We start from the raw sequence: 16,884 nt of genomic DNA on the forward strand, positions 1-16,884 counted from the left end.
TAGTGTGGCGTTATGACTGGGCGGGAGTTGCTGGAGGCCGACGCCCTCCGGTCGTTCGCGGTCTTCGCCGAGCACCGCAACTTCACGACCGCCGCGGCGGCGCTGCACATCAGCCAACCCGCCCTGCATGTGAAGATCCGCAAGCTGGCCACGGCCCTCGACGTGGAGCTGTACGAACGCGAGGGTCGGCGGCTCAGCCTGACCGCCGCCGGGGAGCGCCTGGCCGCGTACGCCCTGGATTGTCGGCGGCGGGCCGACGAGTTCCTGCGGGAACTGCACCACGATTCGACCCCCACCCTGACCATCGCGGCAGGTCGGGGCGCGCTGCGTTGGGTGATCGGCGAGGCGATCCGGCAGGTGGGCCGGCAGGGACGTCGGGTCAATGTGATCACCGCCGACCGGGATGCCGCGCTGGCGGCCCTGCGCGCAGGGCGGGCCGATCTGGCGGTCATCGCCCACGATCCGCCTACCCGGCAGGTCGAGGCTACCCAGATCGCCGCGTACCGGCAGGTGCTCGTGGTCGACGAGCGACACCCCCTGGCGGAGCGTCGGGCGGTCCGGCTGCGCGACCTGGACGGTCTGGACCTGGTGGTACCCCCGGCCGACCGACCGCACCGGCGGGCGCTGACCCGGGCCCTGCTCGACGCGGGCGTACGGTGGCAGGTCGCCGCCGAGGTGGACGGCTGGGACCTGCTGGTGCACCTGGCCGGGTTGGGGGTCGGCGCCACCGTGGTCAACGGGTGTGTCGAACTGCCCGACGGGCTGCGTGCCGTGCCGATCCACGGCCTGCCGCAGATCCGTTACTGGGCCACCTGGCGGCTTCCCCGTGCAGAGCTGGTGGGCGACTTTTTGGGCCAGTTCCCGCCGGTGGCCGAGCGGGCACCCCGGTGACCGGGCGGCTCACCTCGACGAGCAGGTTCCTGGCGTACGTGCTGCGGCATCGCCCGGAGGCGGTCGGGATCACCCTGGACGAGGCCGGCTGGGTGGCGGTGCAGGAGCTGCTGGCCGCGTTGGCCCGGCACGGTCGACCGGTCACCGTGGAGTTGCTGGACCACCTGGTCACCGGTACCGACAAGCAACGTTTCGAGATCCGCGCGGGTCGGATCCGGGCCGCCCAGGGCCACAGCGTCGCGGTGGACCTGCAACTGGCACCGCAGGTGCCGCCGCAGGTGCTCTATCACGGTACGGTGGCCCGTTTCCTGCCCCGCATCCGTGTCGAGGGACTGGCGCCGGGTGAGCGTACCCATGTGCATCTGTCTGCGGACGCGGAGACCGCGGCCCGGGTCGGTGCCCGCCGGGGCGAACCGGTCGTGCTGCGGGTCGACGCCGCCGGTATGCACCGTGTCGGCCTGGTCTTCTACCGGGCCGCCAACGGGGTCTGGCTGACCGCCCAGGTGCCGCCGGATTTCCTGGCCTGATCGCCACCGGTCCGTCGACTCAAGACATCCAAATGTCTTGATATGTTATCGCTCACACGATACCTTCCGAGCGGGAGCCGGGCACGTTCTCGACGCGTCCCCGCCGGTCCGGGATCCCGGCGAGTGGGCGAGACCGCGATGCCGACCGACGGGCTACGCGGATCCTGACCGGGCGCCGCCGAACCGATCACGGTCGCCCCGGGGTCCGCGGTGGGCAGCCCGTGCCCGACCGGTACGCGGAGCAGGGCTCATCCACCACCACCCACGGTGCAGTGGCACCTTCCGCGCGTCCGGTGCGACGCGAGATGGAGCAACAAGATGGTGAGATCCAGATCGATCTTCGGGCCCGCCGCGATCGCGGCGTTGCTCGTGCTGAGCGTGGGCGGGGTGGCGATGGCCACCGGCCCCAGCGCGACCGCCTCGACCACCGAGGTCGGCACCCAGGCGGCCACGGCGGGCTGCGGTCGGGCCCCCGGGCTCAACAGCGGCACCCACACGATCCAGAGCAACGGCAAGAGTCGCAGCTACATCCTGCGGATCCCGGCCAACTACAACAACAACCACCCCTACCGGCTGGTGCTCGGCTTCCACTGGCGCGGCGGCTCGGCCGTCGACGTGGACACCGGGCAGACGGTGCAGCGGGACGCCTGGTCGTACTACGGGCTGCGGCAACTGGCCGACAACAGCACCATCTTCGTGGCCCCGCAGGGGCTCAACGCCGGCTGGGCCAACTCCGGCGGCGAGGACGTGACCTTCGTCGACGACCTGCTGCGGCAGGTGGAGGCGAACCTCTGCGTGGAGACCACCCAACGCTTCGCCCTGGGCTTCAGCTGGGGCGGCGGGATGAGCTACGCCCTGGCCTGCGCCCGGCCCAACGTGTTCCGCGCGGTCGCGGTGTACGCCGGTGGCCTGATCAGCGGATGCAGCGGCGGCAACGGTCGGATCGCCTACTTCGGCGCCCACGGCATTCGGGACAACGTCCTCGGCATCTCCGGTGGACGGTCGCTGCGTGACCGGTTCGTCAACAACAACGGGTGCACCCCGCAGAATCCGCCCGAGCCCTCCCAGGGCAGCCTGACCCACCGCACCACCACCTACTCCGGCTGTGCGGCCGGCTACCCGGTGGTGTGGGCCGCCTTCGACGAGGGCCACATCGCCGCACCCCAGGACGGGGCGCCCGGCGACAGCGGCTCCCGCACCTGGCTGCCGGCGGAGACCTGGCGGTTCTTCACCCAGTTCGGCAGCAGCACCCCGCCGCCGCCGGACCCCACCACCCCGCCGCCCGGCCCCACCACCCCGCCGCCCGGCCCGACGACCCCGCCCCCGGGTGGTGGCGCCTGCCGGGTGGCCGTGGCGGTCAACGCCTGGAACAACGGCCTGACCCAGGACCTCACCATCACCAACACCGGTGGCAGCGCGATCAACGGCTGGTCCCTGGTGTTCACCCTGCCGGGCGGGCAGAACATCACCGGTGGCTGGAACGCCAGCTACTCGCCGACCTCCGGACAGGTGACCGCCCGCAACGTGTCGTACAACGGCAGCATCGCCCCGGGTGCCTCGGTGGCCATCGGCTTCCAGGCCACCCACACCGGCAACTCCGCTAGACCCTCCTCGTACACCCTCAACGGCGCCACCTGCACCATCGCCTGACCGATCGGACCTGATCGTCGGTCCCGGGCCACGCTGACCGCGTGGCCCGGGTCCACCGGCTCGTCGGCCGGGGGTGGCCCGGGTCCACCGGCTCGTCGGCCGGGGGTGGCCCGGGTCCACCGGCTCGTCGGCCGGGGTGGTCACCCGGATTGCCTGCGGCCGTCGCCGGGGTGGGCCGGGCTGCCGGTCGGGCGGCCTGCAACCGACCGTCCGGGCTTCCCGGCGGTGATCGACTCCGTTTCGCCGTAACGGCGGTGTCCGACCCTCGCGGACCCCGCCGTTACGGCGTAACGGCGATCGCCGGCCCTCGCGGACCCCGCCGTTTCGTCGATACGGCGCGCGTCGGCGCTGCTGGGGCGCGGGCGTCGTGCCGGGGCCGTCCACTGGGGGGCGGCACGCTAACATTGCCGCGTCTTGAGACGGCTGCGGAGCGAGGCTGTATGGGGTGGCTCCAGCGTGTGCTGGGTGGGCGGCGGGTCGAGCACGATCCGGGTCGACAAGAGGCACTGCTAGAAGAGGTCCGGCACCGGTTCGGCATCCGCGTCCAGGTCGGCCTCCACGACCAGGTCAAGGCGATCACGCAGCTGCTGGACGACGAGGACGGTCTGCTGGTAGCCATCCGGATCGTGCGTGAGGTCGCCGAGGCGGCCCACTCGGATCTCCAGGCTCAGGCCGCCGACCTGTACCGGCGTAACGGTTACCGGCTGGTGGTCGACCGGCGCAACTATCGTCCGCTGTGGCGGGAAGCCGGGCGGGCCTTGCGGTGGCCGCTGTTCGATGCGCCGAGTGGCCTGCATCCGTACGTGCAGGTGGCCGCGGCGGTCACGGTGATCGGCGACCGGGCGTCGCGGGTCGTGAAGATCACCGACCCCGCCCCGGTCCTGGCCTCGGTCTTCGAGCTGTTCGACCTCGTCACCACCGGTTGGGAGTACGGCCGGGTCCGGCCGGACACCAACGGGGCCGAGCTGGTCCTGCGGCTGATCTCTGCCGCGCAGCAGATCAACGCGGCGTGGCCGGATCCGCCGCCGTTGCCGCAGTCGGTCCGGGAACTGATGCGCCGCAACAACACCACCAACGTGTACGACCCCACCGTCGACCGGGTGGTAGGTGGGATCAATCTCGGCGGGGAACTGCGGCCGGCCCTGCTGTCCTGATCGCGGTCAGCACACCGGGCCGATCATATCCGGCTGTGGCAGAGCCGCTTCTCGGCGGCTGACTGCTGCTTGTTAACAGGGGACCCCTGCTCTACCGCAGACGTTAAGAAGGGGCCCTTCCTTACACTCGGGCTGGTGGAGCTGATCACCGAGCCGGACGACGAGCGGATCGCCGACTATCGCGCGCTGACCGACGTGGAGTTGCGTACCCGCTGGGAGCCCCCGCATGGGCTGTTCATCGCCGAGGGGGAGTTGGTGTTGCGCCGGGCCCTGCGGGCCGGCTACCCGGCCCGGTCGTACCTGGTCGACGCCAAGCGGGTGGACCAGCTAGCCGACCTGGACACCGGCGAGGCCCCGGTGTACGCCGCCACCCCCGAGGTGCTGCGGGAGGCCACCGGCTTCCATGTGCACCGGGGAGTGCTCGCCTCCTTCCGGCGCAAACCACTGCCCGAGGCCGCCGAGGTGCTGGCCACCGCCCGCCGGGCGGTCATCCTCGAAGACGTCAACAATCACACCAATCTGGGCGCGATCTTCCGGGCGGTCGCCGCGCTCGGGGTGGACGCCGTGCTGCTCTCACCGTCCTGCGCCGACCCCCTCTACCGGCGCAGCGTACGGGTCAGCATGGGGGAGGTGTTCGCGGTGCCGTACGCGAAACTGGACCCCTGGCCGACCGCGCTGGCCCAGGTACGCGACGCCGGTTTCACCGTGCTGGCGATGACCCCGGCCCCGGACGCGGTGCCCATCCAGCGACTGACCCCGGCTCAGCGGGCCCGGGCCGCGCTGCTGCTGGGTGCCGAGGGGGCCGGGCTGACCACGGCGGCGATGCAAGCCAGCGACGTGCGGGTGGTCATCCCGATGCGGCGCGGTGTCGACTCGTTGAATGTCGCCGCCGCCACCGCGGTGGCCTGCTGGGAACTCGGCCGCGACGATCCCCTCTGACCTGACCTGCGGTTATCGGCGGGCAAATCACGGACTGTAACGTGTCGCGGGTGTTCCCCACCGTACGCGAGGTCCTGGCCCTGGACCCGGTCCGCCGTGGCGCCCCGCGTCTGGTAGCCGGAGAGGTGGGTTTGGACCGACCGGTGCGCTGGGTGCACGTGGCCGAGGTGCCCGACATCGCCACCCTGCTGGGCGGTGGTGAACTGGTGCTCACCACCGGCATCGGGTTGCCGGCCGACGACGCCGGACTGCGGGCCTTCATCGCCGACCTGGCCGGGGTCGGCGTCTCCGGACTGGTGGTGGAACTGGGCCGCCGCTACCTGACCGGGGTACCCAGGGTGATGGCCGCCGCCGCCGGACGACACGGCCTGCCCCTGGTGGAACTGCGCCGGGCCACCCCCTTCGTGCGGATCACCGAGGCGGTGCACGCCCTGATCGTGGACGCCCAGCTAGCCGAGTTGCGGGCCACCGAGGAGATCCACCAGCGGTTCACCGACCTGTCCGTGGAGGGTGCCGAACCGGACGAGGTGATCCGGCAGGCCGCCGAACTGTCCGGCTGCCCGGTGGTGCTGGAGAACCTGTCCCGCCAGGTGCTCGCCTACGACCCGGCGGGGGAGAACGCCGAACTGCTGCTGGACGGATGGGAGCAGCACTCCCGACGGATCCGACCCACCGGGCGTACGGCGTACGACCCGGACAGCGGCTGGCTGGTCACCATGGTCGGCGCCCGGGGCGAGGACTGGGGTCGGCTGCTGCTGCGCTGGCCGGGCGGCGTCCACCTCAGCGGCCCGGGTGGCGTCGAGGTTGACGGGCCGGGGGAGGGCGACCCGGACGGGGCGGAGGACCCGAGGCCCGGCCCGGCCGTGCCGCCGACCCGGCTGACCATCCTGGTGGAGCGGGCCGCGTCCACCCTGGCCCTGGGCCGACTGATCCGCCGGGACACCGAAGGGTGGGTACGGCAGATCCACCGCACCCTGCTCACCGCCCTGCTGGACCGCACCCGGCCGGTCGACGAGGTGGCCCTGCGGGCCCGGGCGCTGGGGCTGGTGCTGGACCGTCGGCACCTGGTCGGGGTGGTGGTCCGGCCGCGCGGCGACGACCCGACCGGGGAGTACGGCCCATCGACCGAACCGGCCGGTGAGCCCGGGTCGGCCGGTGCCGATGCCGGGACGGGCCGACTGCGGGACCTGGCCGAGACGGTCGGGCAGGCGCTGCGCGAGGCGAACCTGACGGGCCTGACCAGCGCCATGGACGACCAGGCGGTCGGGGTGCTGCTGGCCCTGGCCGACCCGGCGGCGGAGGATCGGGCCCTGACGGCCTTCGCCGCCGCCCTGCGACGCGCCCGCCCCGACCTCCGCCTACCCGAGCCGCGCCGCCCCGGCGGCGGGGGCCTGGTCATCGCCGCCGGTTCCGGGGTGGGCAGTCTGCGGGAGGCCGGTCGATCCCTGATGGAGGCCCGGCAGGTAGCCGAGGCGGCCCGGCGGGACCGGCGGGACCTGCCGATCTTCCGGCTGCCGCATGTCGGGCTCGCCGGGCTGCTGCACCTGCTGCGCGACGAGCCGCGCCTGCAGACCTTCGTCGAACGCGAGCTGGGTGCCCTGCTGGCGTACGACGCCCGGCACCCCCGGGAGCACCTGCTCGGCACCCTGCGGGCGTACCTGGAGCAGGGCAGGAACAAGTCGGCGGCGGCCACCGCGGCGCACCTGTCCCGGCCGGCCTTCTACGAACGGCTGGCCCGGATCAGTCGCATCCTCGACGCCGACCTGGACTCGGTCGACACCTGCCTCTCCCTGCATGTCGCCCTGCTGGCCCTGGACGCCATCCGCGCCCCCTGACACTCACCCGGTCAGGGAGTGCAGGGCCTTGGCGTAGACGGGCGGGACGTAAGAGGGGCCGCCGCCCGGGGTGAAGGTGTCGGAGGTGGCGGCGGTGGCCCAGGCGCTGTCCGGGACGGCCGCGACCAGGGCGGTCACCACCGGAGTGTCCCGCCAGTGCGGCTGCTGGGCCAGCAGGCTCAACGCCACCACGGACTCCTCCACCTCACCGACACACTCGAAGGGCTTGTGCCCGTCCACCCCGAGCAGTTCCCGGTAACCCGGGATCTGGGTGGGGTCGGCGAGCAGGTCACCACCGAAGATGTGGGTGATCCGCTCCCGGGACATGAACGGGGCCAGGGCCAGGAAGACGAACCGGCACTTCGGGCAGTCACGGCACCAGCGTTCGCTGGCGTCCCGCAGCTTGAAGGCGGCGTTGCAACTGGTCACCACGTCGTCGTACCGGTCGATGGTGGCGAACAGCCGGGCGATGTGCAGCTCCGACAGCGGACGCAGCAGCGAGAAGTACGGCTCGGTCAGCCCGGCGTGCTCTGCCAGGGCTCCCCGCAGCAGCCCCTCGGCTGCCACCCCCTTCGACCACTGGTGGTTGATCTCGTGACCGTTCCAGATCAGGTTCGGGTCCGACGCCGAACGCTCGTTGGACATCACCACCGGGCCCAGACCGTGCAGCACCGCCGTGGCGACCGCGATCAGCGAGTTGATCGCGGTGACCGGGATGTGCCCGTTGCGGGCCCCGGCCGCGTTCAGCTCGAACAGCACCGGATCCAGGCGGCGCCGCGCCGCCAGCGCGGGGAGCCCGGAGGAGGCGTTCACCGCCTTGATCACATGGTTCGGGTTGACCGAGAAGGGCACCGGGTCCAGACCGGCCCGACGCAGGGCCTCCAGACTGACGATGGAGTCCTTGCCACCGCCGACCGCCGACAACGGACGCCGGTCGGAGTTGTCGTACTCGGCGGGAGGGCGCACCCGGCCGGGCGGGATCTGCGGGGTCAACTCCAGCACGTACGGCAGCTGGTTGCGGTAGGCGTACTCCGCCAGGCCCTTGGTGTAGACGGCGGTGACGAACTCGGCGGCGGCCGGGCCGAGCGGCGCCGGCAGCACGATCTGCCCCGGCGCGGCGGCCTTGTAGTAGCTGACCCCGGCCACCACGTGCAGCAGCTCCAGCACCCGGCCGAGGGCCGCCACGGCCGCATCCGAGGGGGACTGCTCGGGCACCGGCAGCGTGATCACCTCGGTGAACCGCTGTTCGCCGTCCGGGCCGGTCAGCGCGTAGTCGAACAGCGCCTCACCGGTGGAGAGGTCGATCGAGTAGGACGGGAAGGTGAACGCGTCCATCCGCGCCAGTTGCGTGTTGGGCACACGCCATACTAGGCCCTGGTTCGTCCGGCCGTGCCCGGCTCCGCCGTACCGTGTCCCTGCTCCACCGCCGTCGCCCCCGAGGAGAAGCTGTGCGCCTGTCTGACCTGCGCGGACGTTCCGTCGCCGTCTGGGGGGCCGGCCGGGAGGGCCGGGCCGCCGTGATCGCGATCGCCGCCCACGGGCCGGCGGAGCTGGTCGCCGTGGACGACAGCGCCAACTTCCTCACCCTGCCCTGGGAGGGGCCCCTGGCCGAGGCCGCCCCGCTGGTCACCGGCGAGGAGGGCTTCGAGCGGCTGGCCGCCGCCGAGGTGGTGGTCCGCTCGCCGGGGGTGCCGCAGACCCATCCCTGGCTGGTGGAGCTGCGCCGCCGGGGGGCCACGATCACCCAGGGCACCGCCCTGTGGATGGCCGACCACGCGGCACGCACCGTGGGGGTGACCGGCAGCAAGGGCAAGAGCACCACCTCCAGCCTGATCAGTCACCTGCTGAACGCGATGGACCGCCCCAACGTCTTCGGCGGCAACATCGGGGTACCGACCCTGGACCTGCCGGAGGCGGAGCTGTACGTGCTGGAGCTGTCCAGCTACCAGTGCAGCGACCTGACCGACTCGCCCCGGGTCGCCGTGGTCACCGCCCTGTTCCCGGAGCACCTGGACGCCCACGGCGGCGAACAGGAGTACTACCGGGACAAGCTCAACCTGCTGCAGTACGGGCCGCAGACCGTGGTGGTCAACGGCGCGGACCCCCGACTGGCGGTCGAGTTGGGCGACCGGGCCGTCATCCGGGCCGGCGCGGCCGACTCGGTGAACGTGGCCGCCGGGCCGGACGGCACACCCTGGTTCCACCTGGTCGACCGGCCGCTGTTCCCCCGGGCGGTACTGCCGCTGGTCGGGCGGCACAACGAGGGCAACCTCTGCGTGGCCCTGGCGGTGCTCGACGCCCTGGGGGTGGACATCGTCGGGCGCAAGGACGCCCTGGCGGTGGCGGTGGCCGAGTTTCAGGGCCTGGCCCACCGGCTGACCGAGATCGTCGACCCCTCCGGCCTGACCTTCGTCGACGACACCCTGGCCACCAGCCCGTACGCCGCCATGCACGCCATCGACGCGTACGACGGCCGCCCGTTGACCGTGATCGTCGGCGGCAACGACCGAGGCGTCGACTACACCCCCCTGCGGGAGCACCTGGCCGAGCGGGAACTGACCGTCATCGGCATCCCGGACAGCGGCCCCCGCATCATCCAAACCCTGTCCGGCCTACCCAAAGTGCGTACCGAACTGGTGGACGACCTGACCGCCGCAGTCCACCTGGCCCGCCAGCTGACCCCACCCAACGGCGTCGTCCTCCTCTCCCCGGCCGCCCCCAGCTACGGCCGCTTCCGCAACTTCGAACACCGCTCCGAAGTCTTCGCCGAAGCCATCCAAACCACCACCCACCCCTGACCCACCCCGGGCCTCCGGCCCTTCCCCCCCCGTTGATCATGAGGTTGGCCGGTGGTTTTGTCCTGATTCACTGCCGCTAACCTCATGATCAACGGGGCAAGGGTGGGGTGCGGAAAGCGTGGGTGGGGGGTGGGTTTGGGTGTGGGATGCGTGGGGTTTGGGGTAACGGGGTGCGGAAAGCGTTGACGTTGTGTCAGGGCGGGTGGGGCATCCGCGACACCTTGGCTCTTGTCGGGATAGTGATCGTGGTGGAAGCGTGCGGTTACCGCGAACCGAGAGGGTGCGACGATGACCGCCGATGACCTGCTGGCCCGGCACCGGGCCGTACTCCCGTCCTGGATGCCGCTCTACTACGCCGAGCCGATCGAACTCGTCTCCGGCGAGGGCCGCCGGGTCACCGACGCCCAGGGCCGCACCTACCTGGACTTCTTCGGCGGGGTGCTGACCAACATGATCGGGTACGACATCGCCGAGATCCGGGAGGCGGTGCAGCGGCAACTGACCACCGGGATCGTGCACACCTCGACGCTCTACCTGATCCGTCAGCAGGTCGAACTGGCCGAGAAGATCGCCCGACTCTCCGGCATCCCGGACGCCCGGGTCTTCTTCACCAACTCCGGCACCGAGGCCAACGAGGCCGCCCTGCTGATGGCCACCAACCACCGCCGCTCCCACCAGGTCCTCGCGGTCCGCAACAGCTACCACGGCCGGTCGTACGCGACGATGGGCATCACCGGCAACCGGGGCTGGTCGGCCAGCCAGCTCAACCCCCTCCAGGTGGCCTGGCTGCACTCCGGTGAGCGGCTGCGTGGCCTGCTGGCCCGGCTGCCGGAGGCCGACCGGATCGACGCCGCCGTGGAGGACCTGCGGGAGGTGCTGGCCACCCAGACCAGCGGAGACGTGGCCTGTCTGCTGGCCGAGCCGATCCAGGGGGTCGGCGGCTTCGTGCACGGCCCGGACGGTCTCTTCGCCGCCTGGAAGAAGGTCCTGGACGAGCACGGCATCCTGCTGATCTCCGACGAGGTGCAGACCGGTTGGGGGCGTACCGGGGAGCACTTCTGGGGCTACCAGGCCCACGGGGTGACCCCGGACCTGCTCACCTTCGCCAAGGGCATCGGCAACGGCTTCGCCTTGGCCGGGGTGGTCGGCCGGGCCGAGGTGATGGAGGCGGTACCGGCGATCAGCTTCTCCACCTTCGGCGGCAACCCGATCTCCACCGCCGCCGGCAATGCCGTCCTGGACTACCTGCTCGACCACGACCTGCAGGCCAACGCGGCCCGCACCGGCGCGATCCTCGTCGAGGGCCTGCGCGCCGCCGTGGGCGACCTCGACTGCGTCGCCGAGGTACGCGGAAAGGGCCTGATGCTCGGTGTCGAGTTCGTCCGACCGGGCACCACCGAGCCGGACCCCGCCCTGGCCGCCCGGGTCTTCGAGGGGTGCCGGGCCGGTGGCCTGCTGGTCGGCAAGGGCGGGCTGCACGGCAACGTGCTGCGGATGGGACCGCCGCTGACCCTGACCGACCAGGAGGCCCGGGAGGGCCTGGCCATCCTGGTCGAGGCGATCCGCTCCGGCGCCGCCGAGGCGGTCACCCCGTGAACCTCATCGGGCACTTCATCGACGGCAAGCGGGTCGGCGGCAGCTCGGGACGGCGCAGTGAGGTCTTCGACCCGGCCACCGGTCGGCGTACCGCTCAGGTGGAGCTGGCCAGTGCCACGGACGTCGCGGTAGCGGTGGAGTCCGCCGAGCGGGCGGCCCGCGCCTGGCGGGACGCCTCCCTGGCCAAGCGGACCGCGGTGCTGTTCGCCTTCCGGGAGCTGGTGCACGCCCGCCGCGACCAGCTCGCCGAGGTGATCACCGCCGAGCACGGCAAGGTGCTGGCCGACGCCGCCGGGGAGGTGCAACGCGGCCTGGAGGTCATCGAGTACGCCTGCGGCATCCCCTCGGCCCTGCGCGGCGGCTACAGCGAGAACGTCTCCACCGAGGTCGACTCGTACAGTCTGCGCCAGCCCCTCGGGGTGGTAGCGGTGATCAGCCCCTTCAACTTCCCGGTGATGGTGCCATTGTGGTTCGTGCCGGTGGCGGTGGCCGCCGGTAACGCCGTGGTGCTCAAGCCGAGCGAGAAGGACCCCAGCGCGGCCCTGCTGCTGGCCGAATGGTTCGCCGAAGCCGGCCTGCGCGACGGGGTGCTCAATGTCGTCAACGGCGACAAGGAGGCCGTCGACGCCCTGCTGGAACACCCGGCGATCAAGGCGGTGTCGTTCGTCGGGTCCACCCCGGTAGCCCGGTACGTCTACCAGCGCGCCACCATGGCCGGGAAGCGGGTGCAGGCCCTGGGCGGGGCGAAGAACCACATGGTGGTGCTGCCCGACGCCGACCTGGACCTGGCCGCCGACGCGGCCGTCAACGCCGGGTTCGGCTCGGCGGGGGAGCGGTGCATGGCGATCTCCGCCCTGGTGGCGGTGGAGCCGATCGCGGACGAGTTGGTGGCACGGATAGCCCGGCGGATGGCCGGCCTGCGTACCGGTGACGGGCGGCGGGGCTGCGACATGGGCCCGCTGGTCACCGCCGCCCACGCCGACCGGGTCCGCTCCTACGTGGAGGCCGGGGTGGCCGCCGGGGCGGTGCCGGTGGTCGACGGCCGCGAGGTGACCCCGGACGGTGACCCGGACGGCTTCTGGCTGGGCCCCACCCTGTTCGACCACGTGACCCCGGAGATGTCGATCTACACGGACGAGATCTTCGGGCCGGTGCTGTCGGTGCTGCGGGTCGGCTCGTACGACGAGGCCGTGGCCCTGGTCAACGCCAACCCGTACGGCAACGGCACGGCGATCTTCACCAACGACGGCGGGGCCGCCCGGCGCTACCAGCACGAGGTGGAGGTCGGCATGGTCGGCGTCAACGTGCCGATCCCGGTGCCGATGGCGTACTACTCGTTCGGCGGCTGGAAGTCCTCCCTCTTCGGGGACCTGCATGCCCACGGCCCGGACGGGGTCGCCTTCTTCACCCGGGGCAAGGTGGTCACCAGCCGCTGGCTGGACCCCCGCCACGGCGGAGTCAACCTGGGCTTCCCCACCCAGACCTGAGCAGTCGCAGGGTGCCCGCCCCGACCAGGTACGCCACCAGGGCGGCGGCGGGTAGCCCGAAGGTTTCGGGGGCGGCTTTCGGGGCGGCGCTGTTGGCGACCATGGCGTACACGACGGCGGCGTAACCGGCGACGACGAGTGCGCTCCGGACACACCGACGGCCCGACCGTCCGGCACCCCACGGACGGTCGGCCCCACCCTTTCGCTGCTCGGGGTCGTGGCCGCCAGCGGTGGAGTCGTGGCCGCCGGCGGCGGAGCGGCCGGTGCGGGCCTCGATCGGGCCGAAGATCGTGACCAGTACGGCCAGCACCACACTCAGCATCAGCAACCAGGGCAGCCGCCAGGCGAACCAGGCTCGCGTACCGGCGGCCGGAGTGGGCAGCATCCCCAGCGCGTCGAGCCCGCCCACCAGCAGGATCACCGCGCTGAGGTGCCACAGGAAGACGGTGAGCACTACCGCGTTGACCGCGATCACCGCCTGCCACGGGCGGCTGCGGCGCAGCCAGCGTTCGGCGGGTTCACGCAGCAGCAGGATGAGTCCGAGTTGGGCGGTGGCCACGGCGAGCAGTGCCACGCTGGGCGGCGCGGCGTTGTCCAGCCGCTGACCCGGCAAGTTGATCATGCTCACCGGGTACGGTCCGGGGCCGGTGAGCAGCACCGCCACGGCGAGTCCGGCCGCGAGCATCACCAGGGCGGCCCGAGGGGACATCGGTAGACATCGGGTGCGCAGTCCTCGGCGTGGTGGACTCCGGTCCGCCGCCGCGGCTGGCGGTTCGCGCCCGGGCGAGGATGGTCGGCAGTCGCCACGTCGGGCGTCGTACCAGGCGAAACCGAGCTGGTGGACGGCGAGCCAGCCGAGCAGGTAGTTGGCCAGGGCCAGTTCGGCCGGACCGAACGCGCGTCCTGCGTCGCCCAGGGCCACCAGGGCCGCCAACGCCACCGGCACGACCAGCCCGAAGCGGCGGTGCAGCGCGTACATGAGCGGGGTCAGCGGCACCACCGCCAGGTAGGCGGCGAGGAACCACAGCGGGATGGTGGCGAACCAGATGACCGTACGGACCAGGCTCGCCTCGGCTCCGACCAGCCGGGCGATCAGCGCGCTGCCGGCGAGCACCAGTACCAGCGCGGTGGTCGGGCGCAGCAGCCGAGCGCTACGTCCGAGCAACCAGCTGCTGACCTCACCACCCCGGTTGCGGTGTGCCGTCAGCGCGGCGGCGTTTGCGTACCCGCCCACCAGGAAAAACACCGGCATCACCTGGACCAGCCAGGTCAGCGGATAGGCCCACGGCAGCGACGGCAGGGCCGAATGGCCGTCGGGCTGTCCATGCCGGTCGTAGGAGATGGTGGCGATCGCCCAGTGACCGAGCACGACCATGAGGATCGCCAGGGCCCGAAGCAGATCCAGGTAGCGCTCACGGTCGGCCGGTGTCCTCGCGGCGAGTGCGGCCAGGCGGCGCATCAACCGAGGGTATGCCCAGTCGAGGCGATGTTGCCCAGGCTGGCCCGAATCCGCTTGGCCTTCTGGTCGTCGATGTCGTCGAACACGGCAAGCGCGCGCCGCCACGCGACGGCGGCACCCTCGTGGTCGCCGGCCTCGTACAGCGTGTCGCCGAGATTCGTGTCCGCCGTCGCCTCGCCGTGCCGGTCGCCGAGGGAGGCGTACAGTTCCCGCGTGCGATGGTAAAGCTCGGCGGCCCGGTCGTACTCGCCGAGCATGCGGTGCACGTAGCCCAGGCTGTCGTGAGTGACGGCGGCCCCGTCCACGTCGCCGAGTTCGTTGAGCATCGCCAAAGCCTGTTCGCAGTACGCGACCGCCGCGCGGTGGTCGCCGAGCTGGGCATGGCACCAGCCCACCGAGTTGAGCGTCTTGGCCTCGCCGATGCGGTGCCCAGCTCGGCGGAACAGCTCCAATGCCCGTAGGTCGTTGCGTAACGCCGTCTGATGGTCATCGGCCTGGTCGGCGATCCACCCCAGACTTCGGTGGGTGAACGCCTGATGAAGCGCGTCGTCCAGCCCCTCGAACAGATGCAGCGCCCGCTGCTGGTGTTCCCGGGCGTCGCCGTAGCGGCCGAGCCGGGTGGCGGCCCCACCGAGGAAGCGGTGGGTGTGAGCCTCCGCCGCCGGGTCACCGAGCCGACGGGCGGCGGACAGGGCGATGTGTTGGGTGCTGGTCCAGTCGTGCCAGTGGCCGCGCAGGTCGAGGAAGCTCACCAGGGCGGCGGCGAGTTGCCAGGCGTGGGTGTCATGGCCCGAACCGGCCGCGAGGTCGACGGCGGCGACGAGTACGGCGTGTTCGGCGGCGAACCAGGCGAGTGCCGACTCGCGGTGGGTGAACCCCTCCGGGACCACCCCGGGTGCGGCGGTGGCGAGCGAGATCGGGCCCCGGGGCGGCTGCAACAGCAGTTCGGCGTCGTGCGCGCTGTGCAGGTAGTGGTCGAGGAGACGCCGGGTGGCTGCCCGCCGCCACTGGGCCGGCTCCGCCTCGGCCAGTTCCTCGGCGTACGCGCGCAGCAGGTCGTGGCAGGTGAACCGACCCGGCCGATGTTCGGTGACCAGGTGGGCCTGGACCAGTTCGGCCAGGGACGCCCGGACCTCGACCACGGTCGCCGCGGCGAGGCTGGCCAGGGCGGCGACCCCGATGTCCGGCCCCGGGAACAGCCCGCACAGGCGGAACAGACGTGCGGCCGGCTCGCTCACCTGCTGGTACGAGCAGCTGAGGGCGGCTCGCACGTCAACGCGCGAATCCGTTCCCGCCAGCGGGTCGAGTCGCCGTGGTGCGTCCCGCAGCTCAGCGGTCACGGCGGCCAGCGGGAAGTGCGGGTGGGTCGCGGCCCGGGCGGCCACCACGGCGATGGCCAGCGGTAGGCCGGCACACCTGTCGATGAGTCCGTCGACCGCGTCGGGTTCGGCCGCCATCCGTCGGGCTCCGATCCGGCGGCCCAGCAGGGTCCTCGACTCCATCCGATCCAGCAGCGGCACCGCGATCGGTCGGGCACCCTCTGCGGCGACGAGGCCGGGCAGTTGGCTGCGACTGGTCACCAGGACCAGGCAACTGGCCGAGCCGGGCAACAACGGGCGAACCTGGTCGGCATCGCGGGCATTGTCCAGCACCATCAGCAACCGGCGGCCGGTCAGCAGGCTGCGGAACAGATTGATCTGTGCCTCCAGATCGCCCGGAATCCGCATTCGGGGCACCTCGAAGGCGTCCAGGAAGTGGCGGATCGCGTCACTGGGCGGGACCGGTGCCCTTCGGTCGAATCCCCGCAGGTTGACGTGGAGCTGACCGTCCGGGAAATGTTCCCGCATTCGTTGTGCCCAATGGATGACCATTGTCGTCTTACCCACGCCGGCGGTCCCGGTGACGACCGCGATGACCGGGGCAGTGGTGGTGGCGTCCAGGTCGGCGCGCAGCCCGTCGAGTTCCGTCAGCAGTTCCCGCCGTCCGCTGAAGGCGCCGAGGGCCGCCGGGAGTTGGGCGGGCACCGGCAATGCCGGTTGCGGGCGGTCCGTGGCCGGATCCGCCTGCGGTCCGGTGCCGGGCAGCGCGGGTCCTGCCGGATCCGCCACCCGCCGGTCGGTGTCCGGTGCGGCGGTACGGTGTGGTCCGCCGGTCGCGAGGCGTTCGCCGACCACCCGTTCCCATCGGGTGGCCCACGCGCCCGCCTGAGCCGGTGTCACACCGAGGGCGAGCAGCAGCCGGTCGAGTACATCCATCGGCATCACACTGTTGCCGTTGAGGTAGTTGGCCAGGCTGCTCCGGGGGACGCCGGTGGCCGCAGCCAGGTCCTGGAGGGAGAGCCGAGCCTTGCCTCGGGACCGGGCGGCGCGGATCCGCAGCCGGTTCAGCTCCGCCAACAACTCCTGCTCCGGCTCGCCTGAATCAGCCGTGGAAGAACCGGCATGGCTGTTGGTCACAGCCGCATCGTCGCACCCGATGTCCAGCATCGTCCATGGACGTCCAACGGTGGCGGTATCGCGCTCGCCGGCTGGCAGTCTGGGATCCAGAA

Annotated in this window: 12 protein-coding genes; 9 read left to right on the forward strand and 3 right to left on the reverse strand. The window is 71.9% G+C overall.

The window, feature by feature from the left end; genetic code table 11:
• The first annotated feature begins 12 nt into the window (after positions 1–12).
• From OIE53_RS03235 to OIE53_RS28575, 6 genes are all read left to right on the forward strand, one after another.
• The gene (locus OIE53_RS03235; protein ID WP_327025064.1) at positions 13–891 is read left to right on the forward strand and encodes a LysR family transcriptional regulator; all 879 of its coding nucleotides are present in this window, start codon (positions 13–15) and stop codon (positions 889–891) included.
• Complete coding sequence (locus OIE53_RS03240) at positions 888–1,418, forward strand: RNA 2'-phosphotransferase (RefSeq protein WP_327025065.1); 531 nt, start codon at positions 888–890, stop codon at positions 1,416–1,418. Before OIE53_RS03235 ends, OIE53_RS03240 begins: the two co-directional genes overlap by 4 nt.
• Before the next feature lie 318 nt (positions 1,419–1,736).
• Positions 1,737–3,068, forward strand: coding sequence for a cellulose binding domain-containing protein (locus tag OIE53_RS03245; RefSeq protein WP_442791371.1), 1,332 nt, complete (start codon positions 1,737–1,739; stop codon positions 3,066–3,068).
• A gap of 440 nt (positions 3,069–3,508) precedes the next feature.
• A complete protein-coding gene (locus OIE53_RS03250; protein WP_327025066.1) occupies positions 3,509–4,222 on the forward strand; it encodes a hypothetical protein in 714 nt (237 codons plus the stop codon).
• 135 nt (positions 4,223–4,357) lie between these two features.
• Positions 4,358–5,161, forward strand: coding sequence for a TrmH family RNA methyltransferase (locus OIE53_RS03255; RefSeq protein WP_327025067.1), 804 nt, complete (start codon positions 4,358–4,360; stop codon positions 5,159–5,161).
• 50 nt (positions 5,162–5,211) lie between these two features.
• Positions 5,212–6,996: a PucR family transcriptional regulator gene (locus OIE53_RS28575; RefSeq protein ID WP_327027054.1), complete on the forward strand. Its 1,785-nt coding sequence runs from the start codon at positions 5,212–5,214 to the stop codon at positions 6,994–6,996.
• Positions 6,997–6,999: 3 nt separating this feature from the next.
• On the opposite strand, the gene OIE53_RS03265 is transcribed toward OIE53_RS28575, so the two are convergent.
• Positions 7,000–8,355, reverse strand: coding sequence for a hypothetical protein (locus OIE53_RS03265; protein WP_327025068.1), 1,356 nt, complete (start codon positions 8,353–8,355; stop codon positions 7,000–7,002).
• An 89-nt stretch (positions 8,356–8,444) separates the two neighbouring features.
• Between OIE53_RS03265 and murD the strand changes: the two genes are divergently transcribed.
• The 3 genes from murD (at position 8,445) to OIE53_RS03280 (ending at position 12,877) form a co-directional block, all read left to right on the forward strand.
• Positions 8,445–9,794 carry a UDP-N-acetylmuramoyl-L-alanine--D-glutamate ligase gene (gene murD / locus OIE53_RS03270; RefSeq protein ID WP_327025069.1) on the forward strand — a complete coding sequence of 450 codons (1,350 nt, stop codon included), beginning with the start codon at positions 8,445–8,447 and terminating at the stop codon, positions 9,792–9,794.
• Between the two features lie 288 nt (positions 9,795–10,082).
• Positions 10,083–11,390: an aspartate aminotransferase family protein gene (locus tag OIE53_RS03275; protein ID WP_327025070.1), complete on the forward strand. Its 1,308-nt coding sequence runs from the start codon at positions 10,083–10,085 to the stop codon at positions 11,388–11,390.
• Positions 11,387–12,877 carry a CoA-acylating methylmalonate-semialdehyde dehydrogenase gene (locus OIE53_RS03280; protein ID WP_327025071.1) on the forward strand — a complete coding sequence of 497 codons (1,491 nt, stop codon included), beginning with the start codon at positions 11,387–11,389 and terminating at the stop codon, positions 12,875–12,877. Before OIE53_RS03275 ends, OIE53_RS03280 begins: the two co-directional genes overlap by 4 nt.
• Here the strand turns inward: OIE53_RS03280 and OIE53_RS03285 are convergent.
• Complete coding sequence (locus OIE53_RS03285) at positions 12,849–14,336, reverse strand: acyltransferase family protein (protein WP_327025072.1); 1,488 nt, start codon at positions 14,334–14,336, stop codon at positions 12,849–12,851. The genes OIE53_RS03280 and OIE53_RS03285 overlap by 29 nt on opposite strands.
• Positions 14,336–16,792 carry an ATP-binding protein gene (locus OIE53_RS03290; protein WP_327025073.1) on the reverse strand — a complete coding sequence of 819 codons (2,457 nt, stop codon included), beginning with the start codon at positions 16,790–16,792 and terminating at the stop codon, positions 14,336–14,338. Before OIE53_RS03290 ends, OIE53_RS03285 begins: the two co-directional genes overlap by 1 nt.
• Between the last annotated feature and the right edge of the window lie 92 nt (positions 16,793–16,884).

Origin of the sequence: Micromonospora sp. NBC_01739, assembly GCF_035920385.1 — a bacterium.
Classification (GTDB): domain Bacteria; phylum Actinomycetota; class Actinomycetes; order Mycobacteriales; family Micromonosporaceae; genus Micromonospora.